The organism is Pedobacter sp. NEAU-ZC8 (assembly GCF_059278965.1).
In genome coordinates this window covers 41,052-59,643 of the sequence record NZ_JCAJXC010000015.1, presented here as the reverse complement: position 1 = coordinate 59,643, position 18,592 = coordinate 41,052, and the positions used below count along the sequence as shown (strand labels likewise).

15 protein-coding genes are annotated in these 18,592 nt (G+C 46.5%); 10 read left to right on the top strand and 5 right to left on the bottom strand.

Going from position 1 to position 18,592, the window contains the following annotated elements:
* Window positions 1-127: 127 nt before the first annotated feature.
* The 4 genes from AC5WJX_RS12920 (at window position 128) to AC5WJX_RS12905 (ending at window position 5,693) form a co-directional block, all read left to right on the top strand.
* Entirely contained in the window at window positions 128-637 is a 510-nt protein-coding gene (locus tag AC5WJX_RS12920; protein ID WP_494484841.1) for a (2Fe-2S)-binding protein, read from the top strand.
* Window positions 634-1,632, top strand: a complete 999-nt coding sequence (locus tag AC5WJX_RS12915) for an FAD binding domain-containing protein (RefSeq protein WP_494484840.1) — start codon at window positions 634-636, stop codon at window positions 1,630-1,632. The genes AC5WJX_RS12920 and AC5WJX_RS12915 overlap by 4 nt, the downstream gene beginning before the upstream one ends.
* Window positions 1,629-3,854, top strand: coding sequence for a xanthine dehydrogenase family protein molybdopterin-binding subunit (locus tag AC5WJX_RS12910; RefSeq protein WP_494484839.1), 2,226 nt, complete (start codon window positions 1,629-1,631; stop codon window positions 3,852-3,854). Before AC5WJX_RS12915 ends, AC5WJX_RS12910 begins: the two co-directional genes overlap by 4 nt.
* A gap of 63 nt (window positions 3,855-3,917) precedes the next feature.
* Window positions 3,918-5,693, top strand: a complete 1,776-nt coding sequence (locus AC5WJX_RS12905) for a thiamine pyrophosphate-requiring protein (protein ID WP_494484838.1) — start codon at window positions 3,918-3,920, stop codon at window positions 5,691-5,693.
* Between the two features lie 59 nt (window positions 5,694-5,752).
* Here the strand turns inward: AC5WJX_RS12905 and AC5WJX_RS12900 are convergent, their stop codons facing one another.
* A complete protein-coding gene (locus AC5WJX_RS12900) occupies window positions 5,753-7,006 on the bottom strand; it encodes a PQQ-dependent sugar dehydrogenase (RefSeq protein ID WP_494484837.1) in 1,254 nt (417 codons plus the stop codon).
* 84 nt (window positions 7,007-7,090) lie between these two features.
* Entirely contained in the window at window positions 7,091-7,525 is a 435-nt protein-coding gene (locus AC5WJX_RS12895; protein ID WP_494484836.1) for a hypothetical protein, read from the bottom strand.
* 197 nt (window positions 7,526-7,722) lie between these two features.
* On the opposite strand from AC5WJX_RS12895, the gene AC5WJX_RS12890 reads away from it, so the two are divergent.
* Window positions 7,723-7,932, top strand: coding sequence for a hypervirulence associated TUDOR domain-containing protein (locus AC5WJX_RS12890; protein ID WP_494484835.1), 210 nt, complete (start codon window positions 7,723-7,725; stop codon window positions 7,930-7,932).
* A gap of 13 nt (window positions 7,933-7,945) precedes the next feature.
* A complete protein-coding gene (locus AC5WJX_RS12885) occupies window positions 7,946-8,134 on the top strand; it encodes a hypothetical protein (protein WP_494484834.1) in 189 nt (62 codons plus the stop codon).
* A 68-nt stretch (window positions 8,135-8,202) separates the two neighbouring features.
* On the opposite strand, the gene AC5WJX_RS12880 is transcribed toward AC5WJX_RS12885, so the two are convergent.
* Entirely contained in the window at window positions 8,203-9,678 is a 1,476-nt protein-coding gene (locus tag AC5WJX_RS12880; RefSeq protein WP_494484833.1) for a RagB/SusD family nutrient uptake outer membrane protein, read from the bottom strand.
* An 11-nt stretch (window positions 9,679-9,689) separates the two neighbouring features.
* On the bottom strand, window positions 9,690-12,860 hold the full coding sequence (locus AC5WJX_RS12875) for a SusC/RagA family TonB-linked outer membrane protein (RefSeq protein WP_494484832.1): 3,171 nt from the start codon (window positions 12,858-12,860) through the stop codon (window positions 9,690-9,692).
* Window positions 12,861-13,336: 476 nt separating this feature from the next.
* Between AC5WJX_RS12875 and AC5WJX_RS12870 the strand changes: the two genes are divergently transcribed.
* Window positions 13,337-14,437 (top strand): SGNH/GDSL hydrolase family protein, encoded by a 1,101-nt coding sequence (locus tag AC5WJX_RS12870; protein WP_494484831.1) that lies wholly within the window; start codon window positions 13,337-13,339, stop codon window positions 14,435-14,437.
* 1 nt (window position 14,438) lies between these two features.
* On the opposite strand, the gene AC5WJX_RS12865 is transcribed toward AC5WJX_RS12870, so the two are convergent.
* Window positions 14,439-15,068, bottom strand: coding sequence for a DUF4159 domain-containing protein (locus AC5WJX_RS12865; protein WP_494484830.1), 630 nt, complete (start codon window positions 15,066-15,068; stop codon window positions 14,439-14,441).
* Window positions 15,069-15,277: 209 nt separating this feature from the next.
* On the opposite strand from AC5WJX_RS12865, the gene AC5WJX_RS12860 reads away from it, so the two are divergent.
* The 3 genes from AC5WJX_RS12860 to AC5WJX_RS12850 are packed head-to-tail and all read left to right on the top strand — an operon-like array spanning window position 15,278 to window position 18,561.
* Window positions 15,278-16,222: an AAA family ATPase gene (locus AC5WJX_RS12860; protein ID WP_494484829.1), complete on the top strand. Its 945-nt coding sequence runs from the start codon at window positions 15,278-15,280 to the stop codon at window positions 16,220-16,222.
* Entirely contained in the window at window positions 16,219-17,106 is an 888-nt protein-coding gene (locus AC5WJX_RS12855) for a DUF58 domain-containing protein (protein ID WP_494484828.1), read from the top strand. Before AC5WJX_RS12860 ends, AC5WJX_RS12855 begins: the two co-directional genes overlap by 4 nt.
* Before the next feature lie 15 nt (window positions 17,107-17,121).
* Window positions 17,122-18,561 (top strand): BatA domain-containing protein, encoded by a 1,440-nt coding sequence (locus AC5WJX_RS12850; protein ID WP_494484827.1) that lies wholly within the window; start codon window positions 17,122-17,124, stop codon window positions 18,559-18,561.
* Window positions 18,562-18,592: the final 31 nt, after the last annotated feature.

Below are 18,592 nucleotides of genomic sequence, written 5' to 3'. Positions count from 1 at the left end.
CAGGCGGACCTGTGGTCGATATACTGTTGGGGAACTATGAGCTGCAGTTATCCTGGTTGAAAGCGGAAAAAAAAATTCTGTAAACAAAAGAGAAAAGCTACAGTTTATTTAAGATAAACCAGGCTTCATGGAAAATTTGAGATCGGAAAATAATGCACAACAGCAAGACATTCAGTTAACTATAAATGGAAAGCCGTGTTCATTGAAGATTGCGCCTTGGGTGAGTCTGCTGGATGCGCTTCGTGATCACCTTGGCTTAACGGGTACCAAAAAAGGATGTGATCATGGGCAGTGTGGTGCATGTACAGTTCTAGTTGATGGTAAACGAATCAATTCATGTTTAACGCTGGCCATCATGCGTGATGGTGCGGAGATTACAACCATAGAAGGGTTGGCCCAAGGGAAGGACCTTCATCCATTGCAACAGGCATTTATTGACCATGATGCTTTTCAGTGTGGATACTGCACGCCGGGGCAACTTTGTTCAGCTATTGGTTTGATGAACGAGGGACACGCGAAGCACATGGAAGATATACAGGATTTGATGAGTGGGAACATTTGCCGTTGTGCAGCCTATAGCAACATCAATGCAGCCATCGCTGAAGTTATGGGTATCAATAAGGAGGGGGGCATATGAACCGGATCAGCTATACACGTGCACAGAACGTAAAAGATGCTTTGCATCAGCTCAGCACCAACAGCAATGCAAAGTTCATTGCAGGTGGGACGAACCTGCTGGATCTAATGAAGGTTAATGTGCTGAAACCAGATCATCTGGTGGATGTAAACCATATCGGCTTCAAGGCCATTACAGCTGAAGCGGATGGTGGCTTGAGGCTCGGTGCGCTGGTTACCAACGCAGATACGGCTTATCACGAAACCGTCATTAAACAATATCCTTTACTTTCAGAGGCCATGTTGTCTGCAGCATCCGCCCAGCTGAGGAACATGGCAACCAACGGCGGAAATCTACTGCAACGCACCAGGTGTTACTATTTTTATGACACGAGTACTGCATGCAATAAACGGGAGCCTGGTTCCGGATGCTCGGCCATCAATGGTTATAATCGGATGCATGCCATTCTTGGTGCTTCGGAACATTGTATTGCTGTCCATCCTTCAGACATGGCTGTGGCGTTGACTGCCTTAGATGCGACAATCTGTGTTTCTGGTCCCGACACTGAACGCCAAATTCCGATAACATCATTCTACCGCCTTCCAGGGGATGAACCCCCTTTTGATAATCACCTAGGGGCAGATGAAATCATCACTTCAATAAAACTACCGCCCTCTGGTTTTTCAAAGCATTATACTTATTTGAAGCTGCGTGACCGGCCCTCATACGCTTTCGCGCTGGTCTCGGTAGCTGCAGCGCTTGAGCTTGATGCGCAAAACAACATCATCAAAGCGCGGATTGCACTTGGCGGCGTTGCGCACAAACCCTGGAGGATGCCGGAAGTGGAGACGATGCTGGAAGGCAAGCCTGCGGTTTCCGAGAGTTTCTTAGCTGCGGCAGAGCAGTTGCTTGCAGGTGCAGTGGGTTATGGACATAATGATTTCAAGATTGCGCTTGCCAGGCGGGCCGTTATTCGTGCGCTGGAACAAGCTGTAAATAAGCAAAAAGAACCATGAAGACAAACTACATAGGAGCAGCAATAAACCGGGTGGATGGTGAGCTTAAGGTTAGGGGTGAAGCCAAGTACGCGGCAGAATACCATGCAGAAGACCTTTGTTTTGGCGTAGTGGTATCATCTACCATAGCGAAGGGTAAGATCGTGTCCATTGATGCCTCGAAGGCCTTGCAGATGGAAGGTGTGCTTCAGGTATTTAGTCATGAGCACAGAACGAGTCTGCCATGGTTCGACCGGAGTTACAAAGATGAGGATCAGCCACCTGGCTCACCCTTCAGGCCATTTTATAGTGCAGAGATTCAATTTAACATGCAGCCTGTAGCACTCGTTGTTGCGAAAAGTTTTGAACTCGCACGATATGCTGCATCACTCGTTGAGATTACCTATAAGGCGGATGAATTTGATGTAGACTTCATGGCGAATGAAGATAAAGCATTCGAAGCGAAAAAAGGAAAAAGTGGCTGGAAGCCGCCGAAGCCCAGAGGCAATGCCTCCAAGGCTTTGAAGAAGGCAGACGTGGTTATTGAAGGGGCTTACTTTCATCCTGCGGAGCACCATAATCCACTTGAGCTGCATGCAAGCACGGTCGTGCTGCAGCAAGACGGCGGATATACCGTGTACGATAAAACACAGGGTGTGTTCAATTCACAGCAATATATTACCAATGTGTTTGGCTTGTCAAAGGAGGAGGTGCATGTGAAAGCACCCTTTATCGGTGGTGCTTTTGGTTCTGGCCTACGGCCGCAATACCAATTGTTTATGGCTTTTCTGGCTGCTAAATCACTCAAGCGTTCTGTACGTGTTGTGCTTACCCGCCAGCAAATGTTTTCCTTCGGCCATCGTCCAATGACAAACCAGCTTATTACCTTAGGTGCTTCTATCGGGGGCAAATTACTGGGTATTAAACACCAGGCCATTGCCGAAACCTCCATGTTCGAGAATTATACGGAAAATGTGGTCAACTGGTCTGGAATGTTGTATGACTGTCGCGATGTGGATCTTAGCTATAAGCTGCTGAAACTCGATACCTATACACCACTGGATATGCGTGCGCCTGGTGGTGCGACGGGTGTATTTGCCTTTGAAACTGCTATTGATGAACTCGCCTGTAAGGTGGGGATAGATCCGCTTGAATTCCGCCTCTTGAACTATGCAAATGCGGAGCAAAATGAAAAGCTGCCGTTCTCGAGTAAGGAGTTGGAGGCATGTTACCGCCTGGGGTCGGCGAAGTTTGGTTGGGATAAGCGGCGTTCGCTGCCTGGGCAGCTACGTGAGGGCAATAACCTAGTTGGTTATGGCCTAGCTACTGGCGTATGGGAGGCGCAACAGCAGCCTGTAATGGCGAAAGCGCAATTATCTCCAGACGGCAGGCTCCAGGTGCGCTGCGGCACAGCAGACATCGGCACAGGGACCTATACCGTGATGACACAAATTGCCGCGGAAACCTTAGGTCTTCCACTTGAGCAGGTTGAATTCCTGCTTGGTGATTCTGATCTGCCGATGGCGCCGCTTCAGGGTGGCTCCTGGACCGCAAGTTCGGTTGGACCTGCTGTACTTGCTGTTTGTGAGGGCATCAAATCCACGCTGATAAAGGAAGCAGGTAAGCTGCCGAAGTCTGGCTTTAAGGGTGCAAAAGATGATGAGGTGGCTTTCTCTGATGGGATGATGAGCTTGAAGGACAATCCTGCGGTTGCAATCTCTATAACGGAGTTGATGAAGCAAGGATCATTGAATGTCCTGGAGTTCGAGACAGCTTCAGTTCCCAATCCAAAGCAAAGCCAGTTTGGCAAGTACACGCATTCGGCCGTGTTTGTGGAGGTAAAGGTGGATGCAGAGCTGGGAAGTGTAAAGGTGAGCAGGGTTGTTGTGGGCGTTGCTGCCGGTCGGATCCTGAATCCCAAAACCGCCCGGAGTCAGGTGCTCGGCGGGGTAGTATGGGGTATTAGTATGGCTCTTGAAGAGGAGTCTGTGATGGATAAGCAATATGGCCGCTTCATCAACCATGATCTGGCAGAATATCACGTGGCGGTAAATGCAGACGTTCATGATATCGACGTGATCTTTGTGGAAGAGGAGGATGATGTCGTTAATCCGCTCGGGGTAAAAGGATTGGGTGAAATTGGGATTGTGGGTGTGCCTGCGGCGGTTTCCAGTGCCATCTTTAATGCAACTGGTAAGCGGTTGCGCGATTTACCTTTTACGCTCGACAAGCTGCTCCTTTGACCTTTGTGGAAGGGACCTCATGCGCTTGAAAAAAGCGATAGATAAACTTTAAAGAAGTACAATATGAATGTAAGTGATTTTATTGTTCAGCGCCTTTCAGAATGGAACGTAGAAAGTATTTTCGGCTATCCCGGAGATGGGATTAACGGTTTACTGGGGGCGCTTAACCGTTTTGAGCAGATAAAGTTCATTCAGACACGCCATGAGGAGATGGCAGCCTTTATGGCCTGTGCTCATGCAAAGTTTACTGGTGAAGTGGGTGTGTGTCTTGCGACTTCCGGACCAGGGGCAATACATTTATTAAATGGTCTATACGATGCCAAACTTGACCATCAACCGGTGGTTGCGATTGTAGGGCAGCAAAAACGTAGTGCGCTCGGCAGTAGTTATCAGCAGGAAATAGATCTGGTGTCCGTTTTCAAGGATGTTGCTTCCGAATATGTGCAGATGGTAACTGATCCCACGCAGGTGAGGCAGGTTATCGACCGTGCTTTCCGCATTGCCAAGGCTTCCCGGACCGTGACCTGTGTGATTATTCCTAACGATGTGCAGGAGGAGGATGCCGTAGCGGAACCACCAAGGCAGCACGGAAATGTCGTTTCCGGTCTTGGGCATTCCAGCAGTAGGCTATTGCCTGCGGAAAAGGAACTTCAAGCGGCGGCAGAGATCCTGAATGCCGGGCAGAGAGTTGCTATTCTGGTCGGAGCAGGTGCTTTCGGCGCTGCGGAGGAGGTTAAGCAAGTTGCGGAGCTTCTCGGCGCTGGGGTAGCAAAGGCTTTACTCGGAAAGGCGGTGTTGCCTGATGATCTACCGTATGTTACCGGCGCAATCGGGATGTTGGGTACCAAGGCGAGCTGGGAACTTATGGATGGCTGTGATACGCTGCTGATGATCGGGAGCAGTTTTCCTTATGCGGAATACCTGCCTGAACCAGGGAAGGCCAGGGGTGTACAGATCGATGTTGATGGTCGGATGCTCAGCATCAGATATCCTATGGAGGTAAACCTTTTAGGGCATAGTAAGGAAACTTTACAGGCGCTGATTCCGATGCTGAAACGGAAGGAAGACCGAAGCTGGCGGCAAACAGTCGAAAAGAACATATCGGAATGGTGGCAGACGGTAGATGACCGCGCTAACCAGTCGGCGGACCCAATTAATCCACAATTGATTCTGCAGGAATTATCACCGATGCTGCCAGACAACTGCATTCTTACTGCAGATTCCGGTACTTCGGCTTTTTGGTATGCCAGGAATATCAAGATCAGAGCCGGTATGCTTGCTTCGTTATCGGGGAACCTGGCCACCATGTGTCCGGCTGTACCCTATGCGGTCGCGGCTAAATTTGCTTATCCGGAGCGTGTGCCAATTGCGATCGTTGGCGATGGTGCGATGCAGATGCTGGGCATGAACGAGTTAATAACCATATCCAAATATTGGGAAACTTGGGCGAACCCAGTCTTCCTGATCATTGTGTTGAACAATCGGGATTTAAATATGGTTACCTGGGAGCAGCGGATGCTGGCGGGCGAACCTAAGTTTGAAGCTTCGCAGGACATTCCGGATGTGCCATATTCCAGGTTTGCTGAATTACTTGGATTAAAAGGTATAAGGATTGAAAGGCCTGAAGGCATTGAGGCTGCGCTAAAAGAAGCTTTGCATGCAGATCGTCCGACCGTACTGGATTTTGTTGTTGACGGTAATGTTCCGATCTCCCCACCACATTTGATAAAGGAACAACTGATGAATTTTAGTAAGGCAATGCTTAAAGGAGACCCGGAGTCGACAAAGCTTGTTCGGCAGAGCATCAGAGATATGATGCAGGGCGGAACCAGTTTATAGTTTATAAAAAAAGAGGGTGTATGTTAATACACCCTCTTTTTACGTGCTGAAAAAACAGCTTATTTTTTAGACACTTTATATAGTCTTCCTGCGTCGGTAACGGCATACAGCGCGCCATCTTTACCTACGGTCAGGGCTCGGAAACGTTGCCCCTCGTCAGCCAGTAAACGCTCTTCGCCAACCACTTTGTCATCTTTGATAACCAAGCGCGCGATGTGCATACTGCTTAAGCCGCCCACAAAAAGGTTATTCTTCCACTCGGGGATAACATCGCTGTTGTAAAAAGTAATGCCGGCGGGTGAAAGCACCGGATCCCAGTAGTAAACTGGCTGCTCCATGCCTTCCTTCTGCTGAATACCGGTAAGAACTTTACCTCCCGCATATTCAATTCCGTAGGTGATCACTGGCCATCCGTAATTCTTGCCTGGGCGAATGATGTTGATCTCATCACCACCACGCGGACCAAACTCGGATTCCCACAGATCACCCGTCGCTGGATTAAATGCCAGTCCATTTGGATTACGGTGGCCGTAAGAATAGATTTCGGGCCTTGCATTTGAGGTGCTCGCAAATGGACCGTTCGCCACGGCTTTACCCTCCGTGGTGATATGAATGATTTTACCCAATGAAGAGTTGAGTTGCTGAGCCTGCTCGCGTGTTTCAGTTGAAGAACGCTCACCAGCACTTAGAAAGATGTTGCCTTCTTTATCGAATACAATACGTGAGCCGTAGTGCAGGGTGCCGTCAAATGCAGGTGTTACCCTGTATATTACTTTGATGTCTTCAATCTTGGTTTCATCTGCAGACAGTTTTCCTTTAGCAACTGCAGCAAGATTTCCCCCGGGGTTCTTTTCTGAGAAGGTCCAGTAAACGAGACGGTTGCTTGCAAATTGAGGGTCGATGTTGACGTCCTGCAGTCCGCCCTGACCTTCGGAATTTACCTCAGGAAGTCCGGTGATTTTTTTCTGCGGTTTACCATCTGCGGTTAAGATTCTCATCGTACCTGTTTTCTCGGTCACGAGGAATCGCCCATCCGGCAGGTTAACGATACCCCAAGGGTGGTCTAATTCTGAAGTGAGTACGGTGATGTTGATGGGGGTTTTTGTTTTTACCCCAGGGGCCCGGGTTTGACCTTCAAAAGCCGGCTTATATTTACTATTTGGTTCTTTGGTTTCTACCGGTGCATAGGTGCTGTCTGGCATAGGGCTTTCTTCGCCAGCGCTTTCGGTATGGTCAGAACCGCTCTTGCATGCTGGGATTGCTGCTACCAGGGCTGCTCCAACAAGTAGTGCTTTGATGTGATTGGTGATCATAGAGCTCGATTAAATTTAACAGATTTAAATATCGGTGATGAAAATAGAAAAAAAGCCTTACGTTCTGTAAGGCTTTTGAAAAAACTAGAACTTCCCCAGGATGTTTCCCAGTCCGCCAGCGAGTCCGCCACCGCCCAGACTTTTGGTAATAGACTCCAGGTTCACGCTTTTATCACCCGGGTCGGATGCTTTTTGAGCGAATTTCTGAAGAATTCCAGGTAAGGCACCGGCGATTGCTCCAGCTACAGCAGGTGGAAGACCAAACTTGCTAGCTAGTGAGGATACCAGTCCGCCTTCTATTGCACCGGTTAGTGGATTTCCAGAACCTGCAGCTCCGGTTAAACCCGAAAGCAGGCCGCCGATTCCGCCTGACGAGGAGGCTTGCCCCTTCAGCCCTTGCTCAATGTGGCTGGCCACTTCTTTGTGTACATCATCTGCCTTATCTGCGGGAATGGCTGCCGCCGCTTGTGGGTGATTAGCCATTTGTTCTTTTACAACATTTAGAATTTGATCAAACATATCTTTTCTTTTTAGAAGTTAACTATCAGACCTGTGCGAACACCGTCTGTAATACTTAACAGCAGACGGGCGCTCGTGTTTGTAATTCTTTTCAATCGGCTGATAAACAGGTGCTAGGCTGTGGTGTTAATTTCAATTTTATGCCTGATGGCTGGTCTTCTGGCAAACATCTTGCGGAGGGTCTGAAAAACCTAGCTATGAAAAAAGGAGATAAGGTAGAGTGGAACTGGGGTAAGTCCCAGGCTTCTGGAACCATCGAGAAAAAGCATGTTGAGCCGGTAAAAAAGACGATCAAAGGCACAAACGTAAAAAGGAATGCATCAAAAGATAACCCTGCTTATGAAATATCTATGGAAGCAGGGAAGAAGGTGCTTAAATCTGAATCGGAACTTAAACCTGATAAATAAAACCTGAACGATTATGAGTACACAAAGGAACAGTGCCCAGCATGGAGTTGACGGCACAAAGACCAGCGAAAAAGGCGAAAGCCAACAAAGTAAGCAAAAAGGTGCGCCAAGTGTGAGTGGCAAGAACATGAAGCACACTAAAGATGAATCGGGCGGCGGCAGCAGTACGAATACCACTAAAAAGCAGCAAAATAGCATTTAGCGCTGTACGACGTTGATAAAAAAAAAGCGACCAGTCCTTGTGAGACTGGTCGCTTTTTAATTTAAGTGTTAGTTGTCTGTAATCAGTGAGTTGTATAGTAACTCTTCACCTGAAATTGGCCAGATGTACCTTGGATCTGTAGTTGGTACCGCAGGCACCGTTCCTTTTCCAGGAATGTCGCTTAAGGTGCGCATCAGGTCAATATTTCGAAGTCCCTCTCCTAAGAATTCAATATTCCTTTCCTGCAGGATCGCATTTACCAATGCGGTTCCGTTGCTGAAGCTTGCGCCAGTGAAAACGGTTGATGCATCTGAGCGGCCCCGCACGGCATTCAGCAATGCAATTGCCTGTGCATCTAGGCCGTTTAAACGCGCCCTTGCTTCCGCCAGGTTCAGCAACACTTCAGCATAACGCATCACAGGAGCATAATCTGGATACGGACTCGGTGTGTTGAACTTCGTCAGGAACGTGCGGTCGCCATTTTTGAAAAGTAGCGCTGTTCTTCGTTGATCCGTTGCCGTCCAGTTCGGGTCGCTGATCACACCCGCGGGATTGAGGTAAAACTCTGCCAGACCAGGCGTACTACCATTCTGAAAGAAGTAGTGCGCCAAGGCATTCTGTCCGCCGGGTGTTTCCGTTGTTGCGTTAAATGGCAGTGAAAAAACGGATTCCGTTGTGGTGTATGGCGTTCTGAATACATTTACAATGTTCGGCTGTAATGCAAAGTTTACGCCACCACCAAGCGTGCCGCCTGCAGCGGTAAATGGAGCAGATAGGCTCACGATCTTATTTGCTTCTGTAATAACCTCCTGATAATTGCCCATGGTTAGTAACACCCGCGTTTTAAGTGCGATAATGGCATTGCGGTGTGTGCGTGTAACATTGGTTACAGCATCGGTATAAGTTAATGGAGCCGCTGCCTCCGCTTCATTCAGGTCTTTAAGAATTTGAGCGTATACTTCAGCTACTGAGCTTCTTGCGATGCTAAAATCCTTGTAGGATGACTGCCCGGTTAGGCGTAAGGGTACTCCAGGTCTGCTGCCATTTGCGTCAGCATAGGGGCGGGCATAAAGCTGAAGTAAACAGTAGTAGGAAAGCGCCCTGACGAATTTGGCTTCTGCTACGTAGTGCCCGCCTTCAGTGGCACCCACAAGTGCGGTGCCGCTGGCATCCATACCCTCAATGAAGAGATTGGCGTCATTAATGGCTCTGTAAGCTTGTGCCCAGACGTTTTGTACCTCATCGCTCGTGGTGTTCACATTCTGGCTCCAGGTGTTTGATGCTGTGATCTGGTTGTTGGAATAATTGATCCAGTTTTCAGCTTTTACATCGTTATAGACCTGAAACCTGCCGCCTAGAAATTGTCCGTTCCGTAATCGGCCATAAAGGGCAAGTGCCTGGCTCTGGACACGTGCGGCTGTGCTGAACGGTTGCTGATTTTGGTCGGAAACCTGGGTCTCAGACTCTGGATACAGTAGATCCTTCTGACAGGAGGTATTTAGCATTAACCCCATCCCCAATATTACAAGATATGTCTTTTTCATTTTCTCTTTTATTAAAACTTAACACTGAATCCACCGGTTATGGTGCGCTGATTTCCGGCGGTATTTCTATCTACACCTTGTGCGGTATTCGAAGCCGCACCGTTTGAGGAAACCTCTGGATCTGGCCCCGGGTAGTCTGTGAAGGTGAATAGATTGTAGCCACTTACATAAAACCTGAGGTTTGACATGCCTAGTTTACTTACCAGGGTTTTTGGCAAAGTATAACCAAAGCTCATGCTTTTCACTTTCAGGAAATCACTTTTAAATACGTTTTCCGAAATCGGCATTGATGATCCGTTCGAAACGTTGTCATTTGCGTAAAGCTTAGGAATATTTGTTTGCTGACCAGGGCTGGTCCAACGGTTCAGGATATCGGTAGAGTTGTTCCAGAAGCGTTGGTCACGCAGTCCCGCATTGGTTCCGTAGTAGGTCCATCCGCCAAGTTGATAGGTCAATAGCACGTTTAGGTCAAAACCCTTGAAGGTAAAAGTGTTGTTAAATCCACCGTATGCCTTCGGTGCCGTCTGCTTGTAGTTTACGGCATCGGCACTTTGGGTAATTGCAGGTGCTCTGGTACCGTCAGCGTACTCCCATTGGAAACCGCTAGGCACACCGTTAGCCTGTGGTACAACGTGCTGATAGAGCACCTGACGGCCTTGTGCATCAAGGAAAATCCTTCTTCCAGTTGCCGGATCAACACCGTCCGTACGCACGATATACAGGTTTCCGATCGGGTGACCAACCTCGGTAATGTTGGTGGTTTCACTTCCTGAGGTTGCTGTTGTAAGTCTTGTTACGCCTTCAGCAAGTGAAGTAACTTCATTATGGTTGAATGTGATGTTGAATGAAGGTGACCAGGAGAAGTTGTTTGTTCTTACTGCTTCTGCATTCAAGGCCAGTTCCACACCCCGGTTAAACATGGATCCGATATTTACAGATGGTCTGCTTGGCAAACCTGAAGAAGGGGCTATCGGTACCTGTAGGATCAGGTCATCGATGTTTTTCTTGTAGTAAGTAGCCTCAAGTGTAAGGCGGTTGTTGAAAAAACCAATGTTGGCTCCAAGATCCAACGTCTTAATATTTTCCCATTGTAGGTTCGGATTCCCAGTTTGATTGAAGAATAGGGTTCCATTTCCGTTATAAAGTCCGGTAGAGTATAATCCATAGGAGTCATAAGCACCGAGACTATTGTTACCTACTTTACCATAACTGGCTCGTAGTTTAAAGCTGCTAAAGATCTTTTCAGCGTTGATGGACTTCCAGAATTCCTCGCGGGCAACTTCCCAGGCAACGGCACCTCCAGGAAAATATCCGCGCTTGTTGTCAAGACCGAACTGAGAAGCCTCATCTTGCCTGATGGTAGCGCTCAGGAAGTATTTTTTGTCAAAATCGTAGTTCAAACGACCAAAGAATGAGGCAATATAGCTGTCGGTATAAAGCATGCCAGAGGCTGTATTGGTGCTATAACCTGCCTGTATAACATCAAATGCAGGATCGGAAATAACGGTTCTGTTGATGCCGAATCCTCTTGTGGTGAGCCTGTTCTGTTCATTACCTACCAACACGCTCAAGTTATGGACTTCAGCAAAGCTGCGATCATATTGCAAAGTGTTGTTCCATACCCAGGATTTATTTTTTGCGAAGGTGCCGGTAGCTGAAGCATTCGGGTTTCCATCACCTTGTAATGGGTTCGCATAGGTGTCGATATCTCTGAATAGATAGTCAATGCCATACTGACTTTTGAAGGTTAAGCCGGCAAATGGCTTTATCTGGATGTAAACATTTGAATTTACCTGGTTCAGCTCATTATTCGAGCGGTTGAGATCCAGCAGTGGTACGATGTTATAATAACTAACACCAATGCCTCTGTTCGCACCTACCCCTAAGGCATTTCCATTCAGATTGTAAGAACCATCACTATTATAAGGACTCACGTTCGGTGGAAGTACCAGTCCGATGCGGCCGAGCCCGGTAATACTGAATGCATCTCCGCCTGCTGAACCAGAGCCGGTAGCCGCATAGTTTTGTGAATTTGAATAGTTAATCTTCGTTCCAACCGTCACGTACTTACTGAGCTTATGATCAACGTTGGCAAGGATTCCTTTTCGCTCGAAAGAGTTGCCTGCAAGCAGACCTTCCTGGTTGCTCCAGTTTGCGGAAACATAATAATTGGTATAGTCATTTGCTCCGGAAATACTTGCAGAGGTATTGTATGATGTACCGGTGCGATAAATATAATCCAGCCAATTGGTGTTTACCAGGTTGCCATTTGGATCCGTATAGGTGGCGTAAAAACGGTTTGCATTAGGTGTAGCGGGATCATCATTGTAAATTCCGGCGTTCCTCAGGCCTTCATTTTTGATGTCTGTATATTGGTTGGCATCTAATAGTTCAGGTAAGTTGAAGTTTTTGCTCATACCGGTCCATGCGTCCAGACTTACAACGGCTTTTCCCAGTTTTCCTCGTTTGGTCGTGATAAAAACGACACCGTTAGCAGCCCTGCTACCGTAAATTGCTGTAGCAGCAGCATCTTTCGCGATATCAACGCTCTCAATGTCCTCGGGGTTAATACTGCTCAAGGGGCTGGCTGATGCTGCTGTACCTCCGTTTTCATTGCCGCTATATACTGGTACACCGTCTACAACGTAAAGTGGCTGGGAGTTGTACGAAATAGAGTTTGTACCCCTGATCCGGATTACAGGCGTGGAGTTCATCAACCCACTTGGGTTACTAACCTGGGCACCGGCAATTCGTCCGCCCAGCGATTGCTGAATGTTCTGTACCGGTTGCTGAGCCACTTCGGTACCTTTGATAGAGCCGATGCTTCCAATGTTGTCGCTACGTTTCTGTGTTCCGTAACCAATAACAACAACATCGCTGAGTAAATTTGATGTACCTTCTAAAGTCACATTCAGCGGGCCAGATCCAGGCTTTAGCGTTACGGTATTATAACCGATAGAGCTAAAGGTGAGTGAGGCGCCGGGCGCAGCCTTGATCGTGTACGTGCCATCTGAGCTCGTCTGGGTGCCGGTTTGTGCACCTACAACTCTAATGCTGACCCCTGGAATAGGTAGTCCATCATCTTTTCCAACAACTTTTCCTGAGATTGTTCTGGTTTGAGCATAGGTAAATGAGCCTATGAACACCAAAATTCCCAGAATTGCGAGTAGTTTTTGTTTCATAAAGTGATTTTTAGGTTTAATAATGGCTTAAACTACTAAAAAAGAGGAATAAAAATTATAATAACACAAAAATATTGCAATTAACGTTGTTAAAATGTAGTAAATACGATTAGAAGTTAAAATTTGAGGCCTTTTTGCGTAGTTAAAATGGTGGTTTTTTAGAACCTGTTCGCTTTTTATTTAGTATTTATGCAAATAACCCCGATATTTTAGCTGTATCAGTTGCTTTTCTTATTAAATTCTGTTGATTTTTGATGCTTTATTGGTTTTTAGTCAAATAATCTTGAATGTTGTTTGTTTCTTTGGACGCCATTGCATCAGCTTTAGTATATATTGGAGAACGGTACCGATTATACTTCTTCCAGCCACTGATACTTATTTAGCAAATTATAACCCGATCGATACTCAGGTGTATTATCGCGCTGAACTTTGTTATTTTGCAACGAAATAGGTATTTAGATAAATAGCATTCTTCCATGAAAGTCAGGACTTCCCTTATACTACTATCACTATCTGTGGCGCAGTTCGGTTGCGCACCTTTAAAATCAACCAGTACAGCTGTAGATACGCTATCTGCGGCGCAGCTTAATCCGTTTGGCAGGTTTATACTTCATGAACAACGCGGGCTCGAACTCATTAGTTCCGCAGTACATTTTGGATTCAGCTTTGAAAGCCCGACTTGTAAGATTTATGCGAATATCCCTTCCGGAACAGGGCACAATTACCTGCAGTACGAACTCGACGGGCTTTATCAAAAACGCATTAAAATTGAGGGCAGTTCAACCGAACCTATCGAAATTCAAGTACCAGAGGGAAAACACGAGCTAAAGATCTTTAAAGCGACCGAGGCCCATACAGGTCCGATCTTCATTTCCAAAGTTGAGGCTAAAGAAATCAAATCAACTCCGATAGAAGCTGCCCCAATGATAGAATTTGTAGGAAACAGTATTACGTGTGGCGCTGCTGCAGATGCATCTGAGCTTGCTTGCGGAGCGGGTGAATACCACGATCAGCATAATGCGTATATGGCTTATGGTCCTCGTTTGTCAAGGATGCTGAACGTCAACTTTATGTTAAGCAGCGTAAGCGGTATCGGTATATATCGCAATTGGAATAGTGAAGGACCATCCATGCCTCAGGTTTACGAAAAGGCAGACTTCCAAGAAAACGGTACTACCCTGTGGGATTTCAGTACATACCGTCCTGATGTTGTCAGCATAGCCTTAGGTACAAACGACTTCAGCAATGGCGATGGTAAAACACCAAGAAAACCATTTGATGCTGACGCCTTTGTAAGCAATTACGTTAAGTTCGTTCGATTGGTTAAAAGCAAGTACCCTAAGGCGAAGGTTGCCCTACTCAGTAGTCCAATGGTCAAAGGTGCGGCACGTACGAACCTTCAGGATTGTCTGAATCGGGTACGGGCGCAGATCGATGCTATGTATCCAAATGAGAAAGTAGCCAAATTCTTCTTTGAGCCAATGGAGGCGAGGGGATGCACCGGCCACCCCAGTGTGGAAGATCACCTGATCCTTGCAGAACAGCTGAAGCCCTTCTTTAAATCTCTGATCAAATAGGTTAGGGGTTTATGCCCAAAGCATAAAGGATTATATTGACGCCAAACTTGGTATTGTCTTCTGCAAGGAACCGCTTGTTGCGGAAGTCATAATCCCATTCACAGCCATAATCTTTATTACTATATAATACACCGATCCGGCCATTCACCTGGATGGCCTTTAAATAATCATGTACCAGGTCATCGCCCCAGCCGTTTAGTTCGAAGGAGGTCGTTGGGGGACCTTTCTCAAATTTGAAGAAAGTAGAATATAAGGGATGGTCATTCGGAATTTTCTTCAAGGCTGCAGGGCCGAATAAGGCTGTCATTTGCGCTTCAAAGGATTTGGCAAACAACCCATCGATATCGTGATTGCAATCATCCACGAACACGAAGCCGCCTTGTTCAATGTATCTTTTAAAGTTTGCAGCTTCCTGCTTGTTAAACTGGACAAGTTTGTGTCCGCTGAGGTAGCAAAATGCATAGTTAAAGATCTCCCTGGTATTTAAGTCAATGATCTTTTCCTCCTGCTCCAGGGGTATGGTGGTATATTCCAAAAGCGAATTAAGCATGTTCGCAGGCATACGCTGATCCGTGTCCCAATCTCCGGAGCTGTATTTCAATCGGGCAAAGACAAATTTATTCCTTAGCATCTTCCTAAAATAGGGGATTATTCTTCAATGTTGTATTAATTACACTATGCTTAGTGTAATTTTCCTGATATCCTTTGGAAATTTTAGGCATTTATAGCTTAAACCATCTATATTGAGAACGTAAAACATCGTTTCATCTCTAAAAAGCTTATTAAATCTTGGAAATTTCGGCGAATAATGTGGAATTGCTTATCGGAAAGCTTTCCCTCTTGAAAAAAGAAATACAAAAGGTCATTGTTGGCCAGGATGTCGTAATTGAAGAAATGCTGATTGCATTGATGGCCGGTGGCCACTGTTTACTCGAAGGGGTGCCGGGATTAGCAAAGACGCTCATGGTACGAACCATGTCGCAAGCACTGGATCTTTCCTTCCGCAGAATTCAGTTTACGCCAGACCTTATGCCAACAGACATCCTGGGTACAGAAATTCTGGAGGAAGATCATATTACCGGCAAGCGCTTTTTCAAGTTTAACAAAGGGCCCATATTCGCGAATATTATCCTGGCGGATGAAATTAACCGTACGCCGCCGAAGACCCAATCGGCATTGTTGGAAGCCATGCAGGAGTTTGAGGTTACGTATGGCGGCCAGACCTATCCCTTAGATAAACCTTTCTTTATCCTGGCTACACAGAACCCGATAGAACAGGCGGGTACATATCCCTTGCCCGAGGCGCAACTTGATCGATTTCTTTTATATGTAAAAATTGGATACCCATCTGTTGAGGAAGAAATCGAGGTGCTTAAAAGTACTACCGGTTTGAAGAAGTCGCCGGTACAAGCCGTTATAGGTGCTGATGATATCAAACAATTGCAGTCGCTGGTACGCGAAGTAACCATTAGTGATGATCTGGTTGCTTATGTAACGGAGATCATTCGTGCAACGCGGCCGGATACCACGCCACATAATTATGTAAAAGAATGGGTTCGCTGGGGCGCAGGGCCACGTGCAGGGCAGGCGCTTATTCTTACCGCCAAAGCCCGGGCGCTCTTTCTTGGCCGGTATGCAGTGATTCCTGAAGATATTAAAACCATGGCATTCCCCGTATTGAGACATCGTATTCTGATGAACTTCAAGGCCGAAGCGGAGAACGTGAGTGCCGACCGTGTCACTGAAGAGCTGATCAGACTAATTGCTATACCAAGCTGGAAATGAGCAAACTCCTCGATCCAAAGATCATGATGGCCATCAAAGAGCTTTCACTCGCTGCCAAAACAACGATTGAGGGCTTTATGCAGGGCATTAATAAAAGCGCAGTCAAAGGACCGGGTATGGAGTTCAGTCAATACAGAAGCTATCAACCTGGCGACGATCTTCGCCTTTTAGACTGGAAGATGTTTGCGCGTTCTGACCGGTATTATATCCGCGAGTCTGAGATAGAAACCAATATCACCTTGAGGTTGGTAGTCGACGCAAGTGCCTCGATGAATCATCAGGATGGCGCCTTCAAAAAAATTGACTATGCACGCTATCTGGCTGCTTCGCTGGCATATCTTGGCAATTTGCAGGGCGACGTCATAGGACTAAATATTTTTCAGGAGAAGGAAGTTATAGCGCTTCCTGCAAAGCAGGATTTCCAACATCTTTCCCGCCTGTTTTATCAGTTGGAGCAAATTAAACCTGAAGGCACATTTACCCCTGCAGCTATATATAAGCCGCTTTATGTCTCAGGTGGCACTAAGGAGCTTACTATTTTTATCTCAGATCTTTATCAGAACACGGATGAGATCTTTGACATGCTTGATGTGGCCGGGACAATGAAACACGAAGTCATTGTATTTCACTTGATGTCAAAAAATGAACTTGAACTTGATTTTAAAGGTTACTCCAACTTTGAAGACCTGGAAACCGGCGAGACCATTCAAGTGGACCAGGGCTCCATTCGGAAAACCTATTTGGCTAATCTACAAACTTACCTGGAACAAGTGAAAAAGCGTGCGCTCGACAAACGCATTTTCTACCGGATGCTCAGTACGGATGAGCCTTTGGACCTTGCCATAAGAGATTTCCTGAACCAACGTAAAAAGTTAAAATTATAGCAAAGGAACCAGCGTATGTTTCAAATCTTATATCCTTTAGGTTTACTAGCTGCTGCCGGAATAGCGATCCCGATCATTATCCATCTGTGGAACATCAGGTCGGGTAAGACCCTGAAGATCGGTAGTGTTTTTCTGCTTGGAAAACCTACAAACCAGCGCTCCAGGAGCTTCAGACTGCAGGACTGGCCACTACTTCTAATCCGTAGCTTGTTGATCCTGCTTATTGCCTTTTTATTGGCAAGCCCTGTATATTTTAAAACCATTCGTGCAACAGCCAAGCAGGGCTGGATATTGCTCGAAAAAGAGCATTTCTCGAAATTATGGAAGCTCCAGCGCAAGAAATTGGATTCCTTAGTTAAAGCAGGGTACGAAATCCATGACTTCGCGCCTAATTTCAGTAAGATTGATATAAAAGATACGGCCACTCTGTTCTCAACACCCTCCTCGGGCAAGCTTCCATATTATGCGTTGATCCGTCAACTGGATGTTCAGCTACCTGCGGGAGCAAATGTTTACATCTTCGCCAACAAACAGCAATACAACTTTGAAGGTGAAAAACCCAAAACCAAGTTGAAACTGCGTTGGCATTACTTGCCTGTAGATAGCGCTAATACGCACTGGACCGCTGCCGCCTATGCGCTTCAGGATGGGGGTATAAAAAAGCTTGAAGCACAATGGAGCGATAAAGGCATTTATTATAAAGCTTCGAATGCTAATATGGCGGATGATGAGCCAATTGTAGACACTGCCACGATCGGCATACAGATCTATGGAGGCGAAAACAAAATTGATGTTGCTTATGTACGTGCTGCTGCCCAAGCAATTGCACAGTTTACCCAAAGAAAAATACAAATTCAAAATATCGGAGCTATTGACGCAGTAAACCGGAATACGAGGCTGCTGTTTTGGCTTTCTGAAAAGCCGCTTACAAGCTCAGACATTAAGAAATTGCCCCGGGAGGTAAAATTGTTTAGCTACGCCGGTAGCAAAGCCGAGCGGTTCAGGTCTGAAATCGTGGATCTCCAGGGGACTGCCATGCGCAACGTAGCCCTGTATAGGAAAACAGCGCAGGCGGATCATGATGGCGAACCGGTCTGGCTGGATGGTTCAGGAACACCTGTTTTATCGATAAGCGACAGCCTTGGCGTAAAGCATTATAGATTTTATAGCCGTTTTAATCCTGAATGGACCAATATGGTGTGGTCAGATCAAATGGTGTTCTTTCTGATGCCCTTGGTATTGCCCGAAAGTGGCGCAGCTGAAGGGTTCAGGGATGCTGTAAAACTGCCGGTTACAGCAGATGAGCAAAATGGGATTGACACAGATTCAACCAAGCTCCAAGTGGAGCCGCAGGTTATAGAACAAGATTTAAATCCCTATCTCTGGGCTTGCTTGTTGGTGCTGTTTTTTGTTGAACGTTGGATCACTTTTACCAAAAGAAAAGTTGCTTTATGAGTGTGTTTAAGGGAAAGATCTGGTTAGAAAA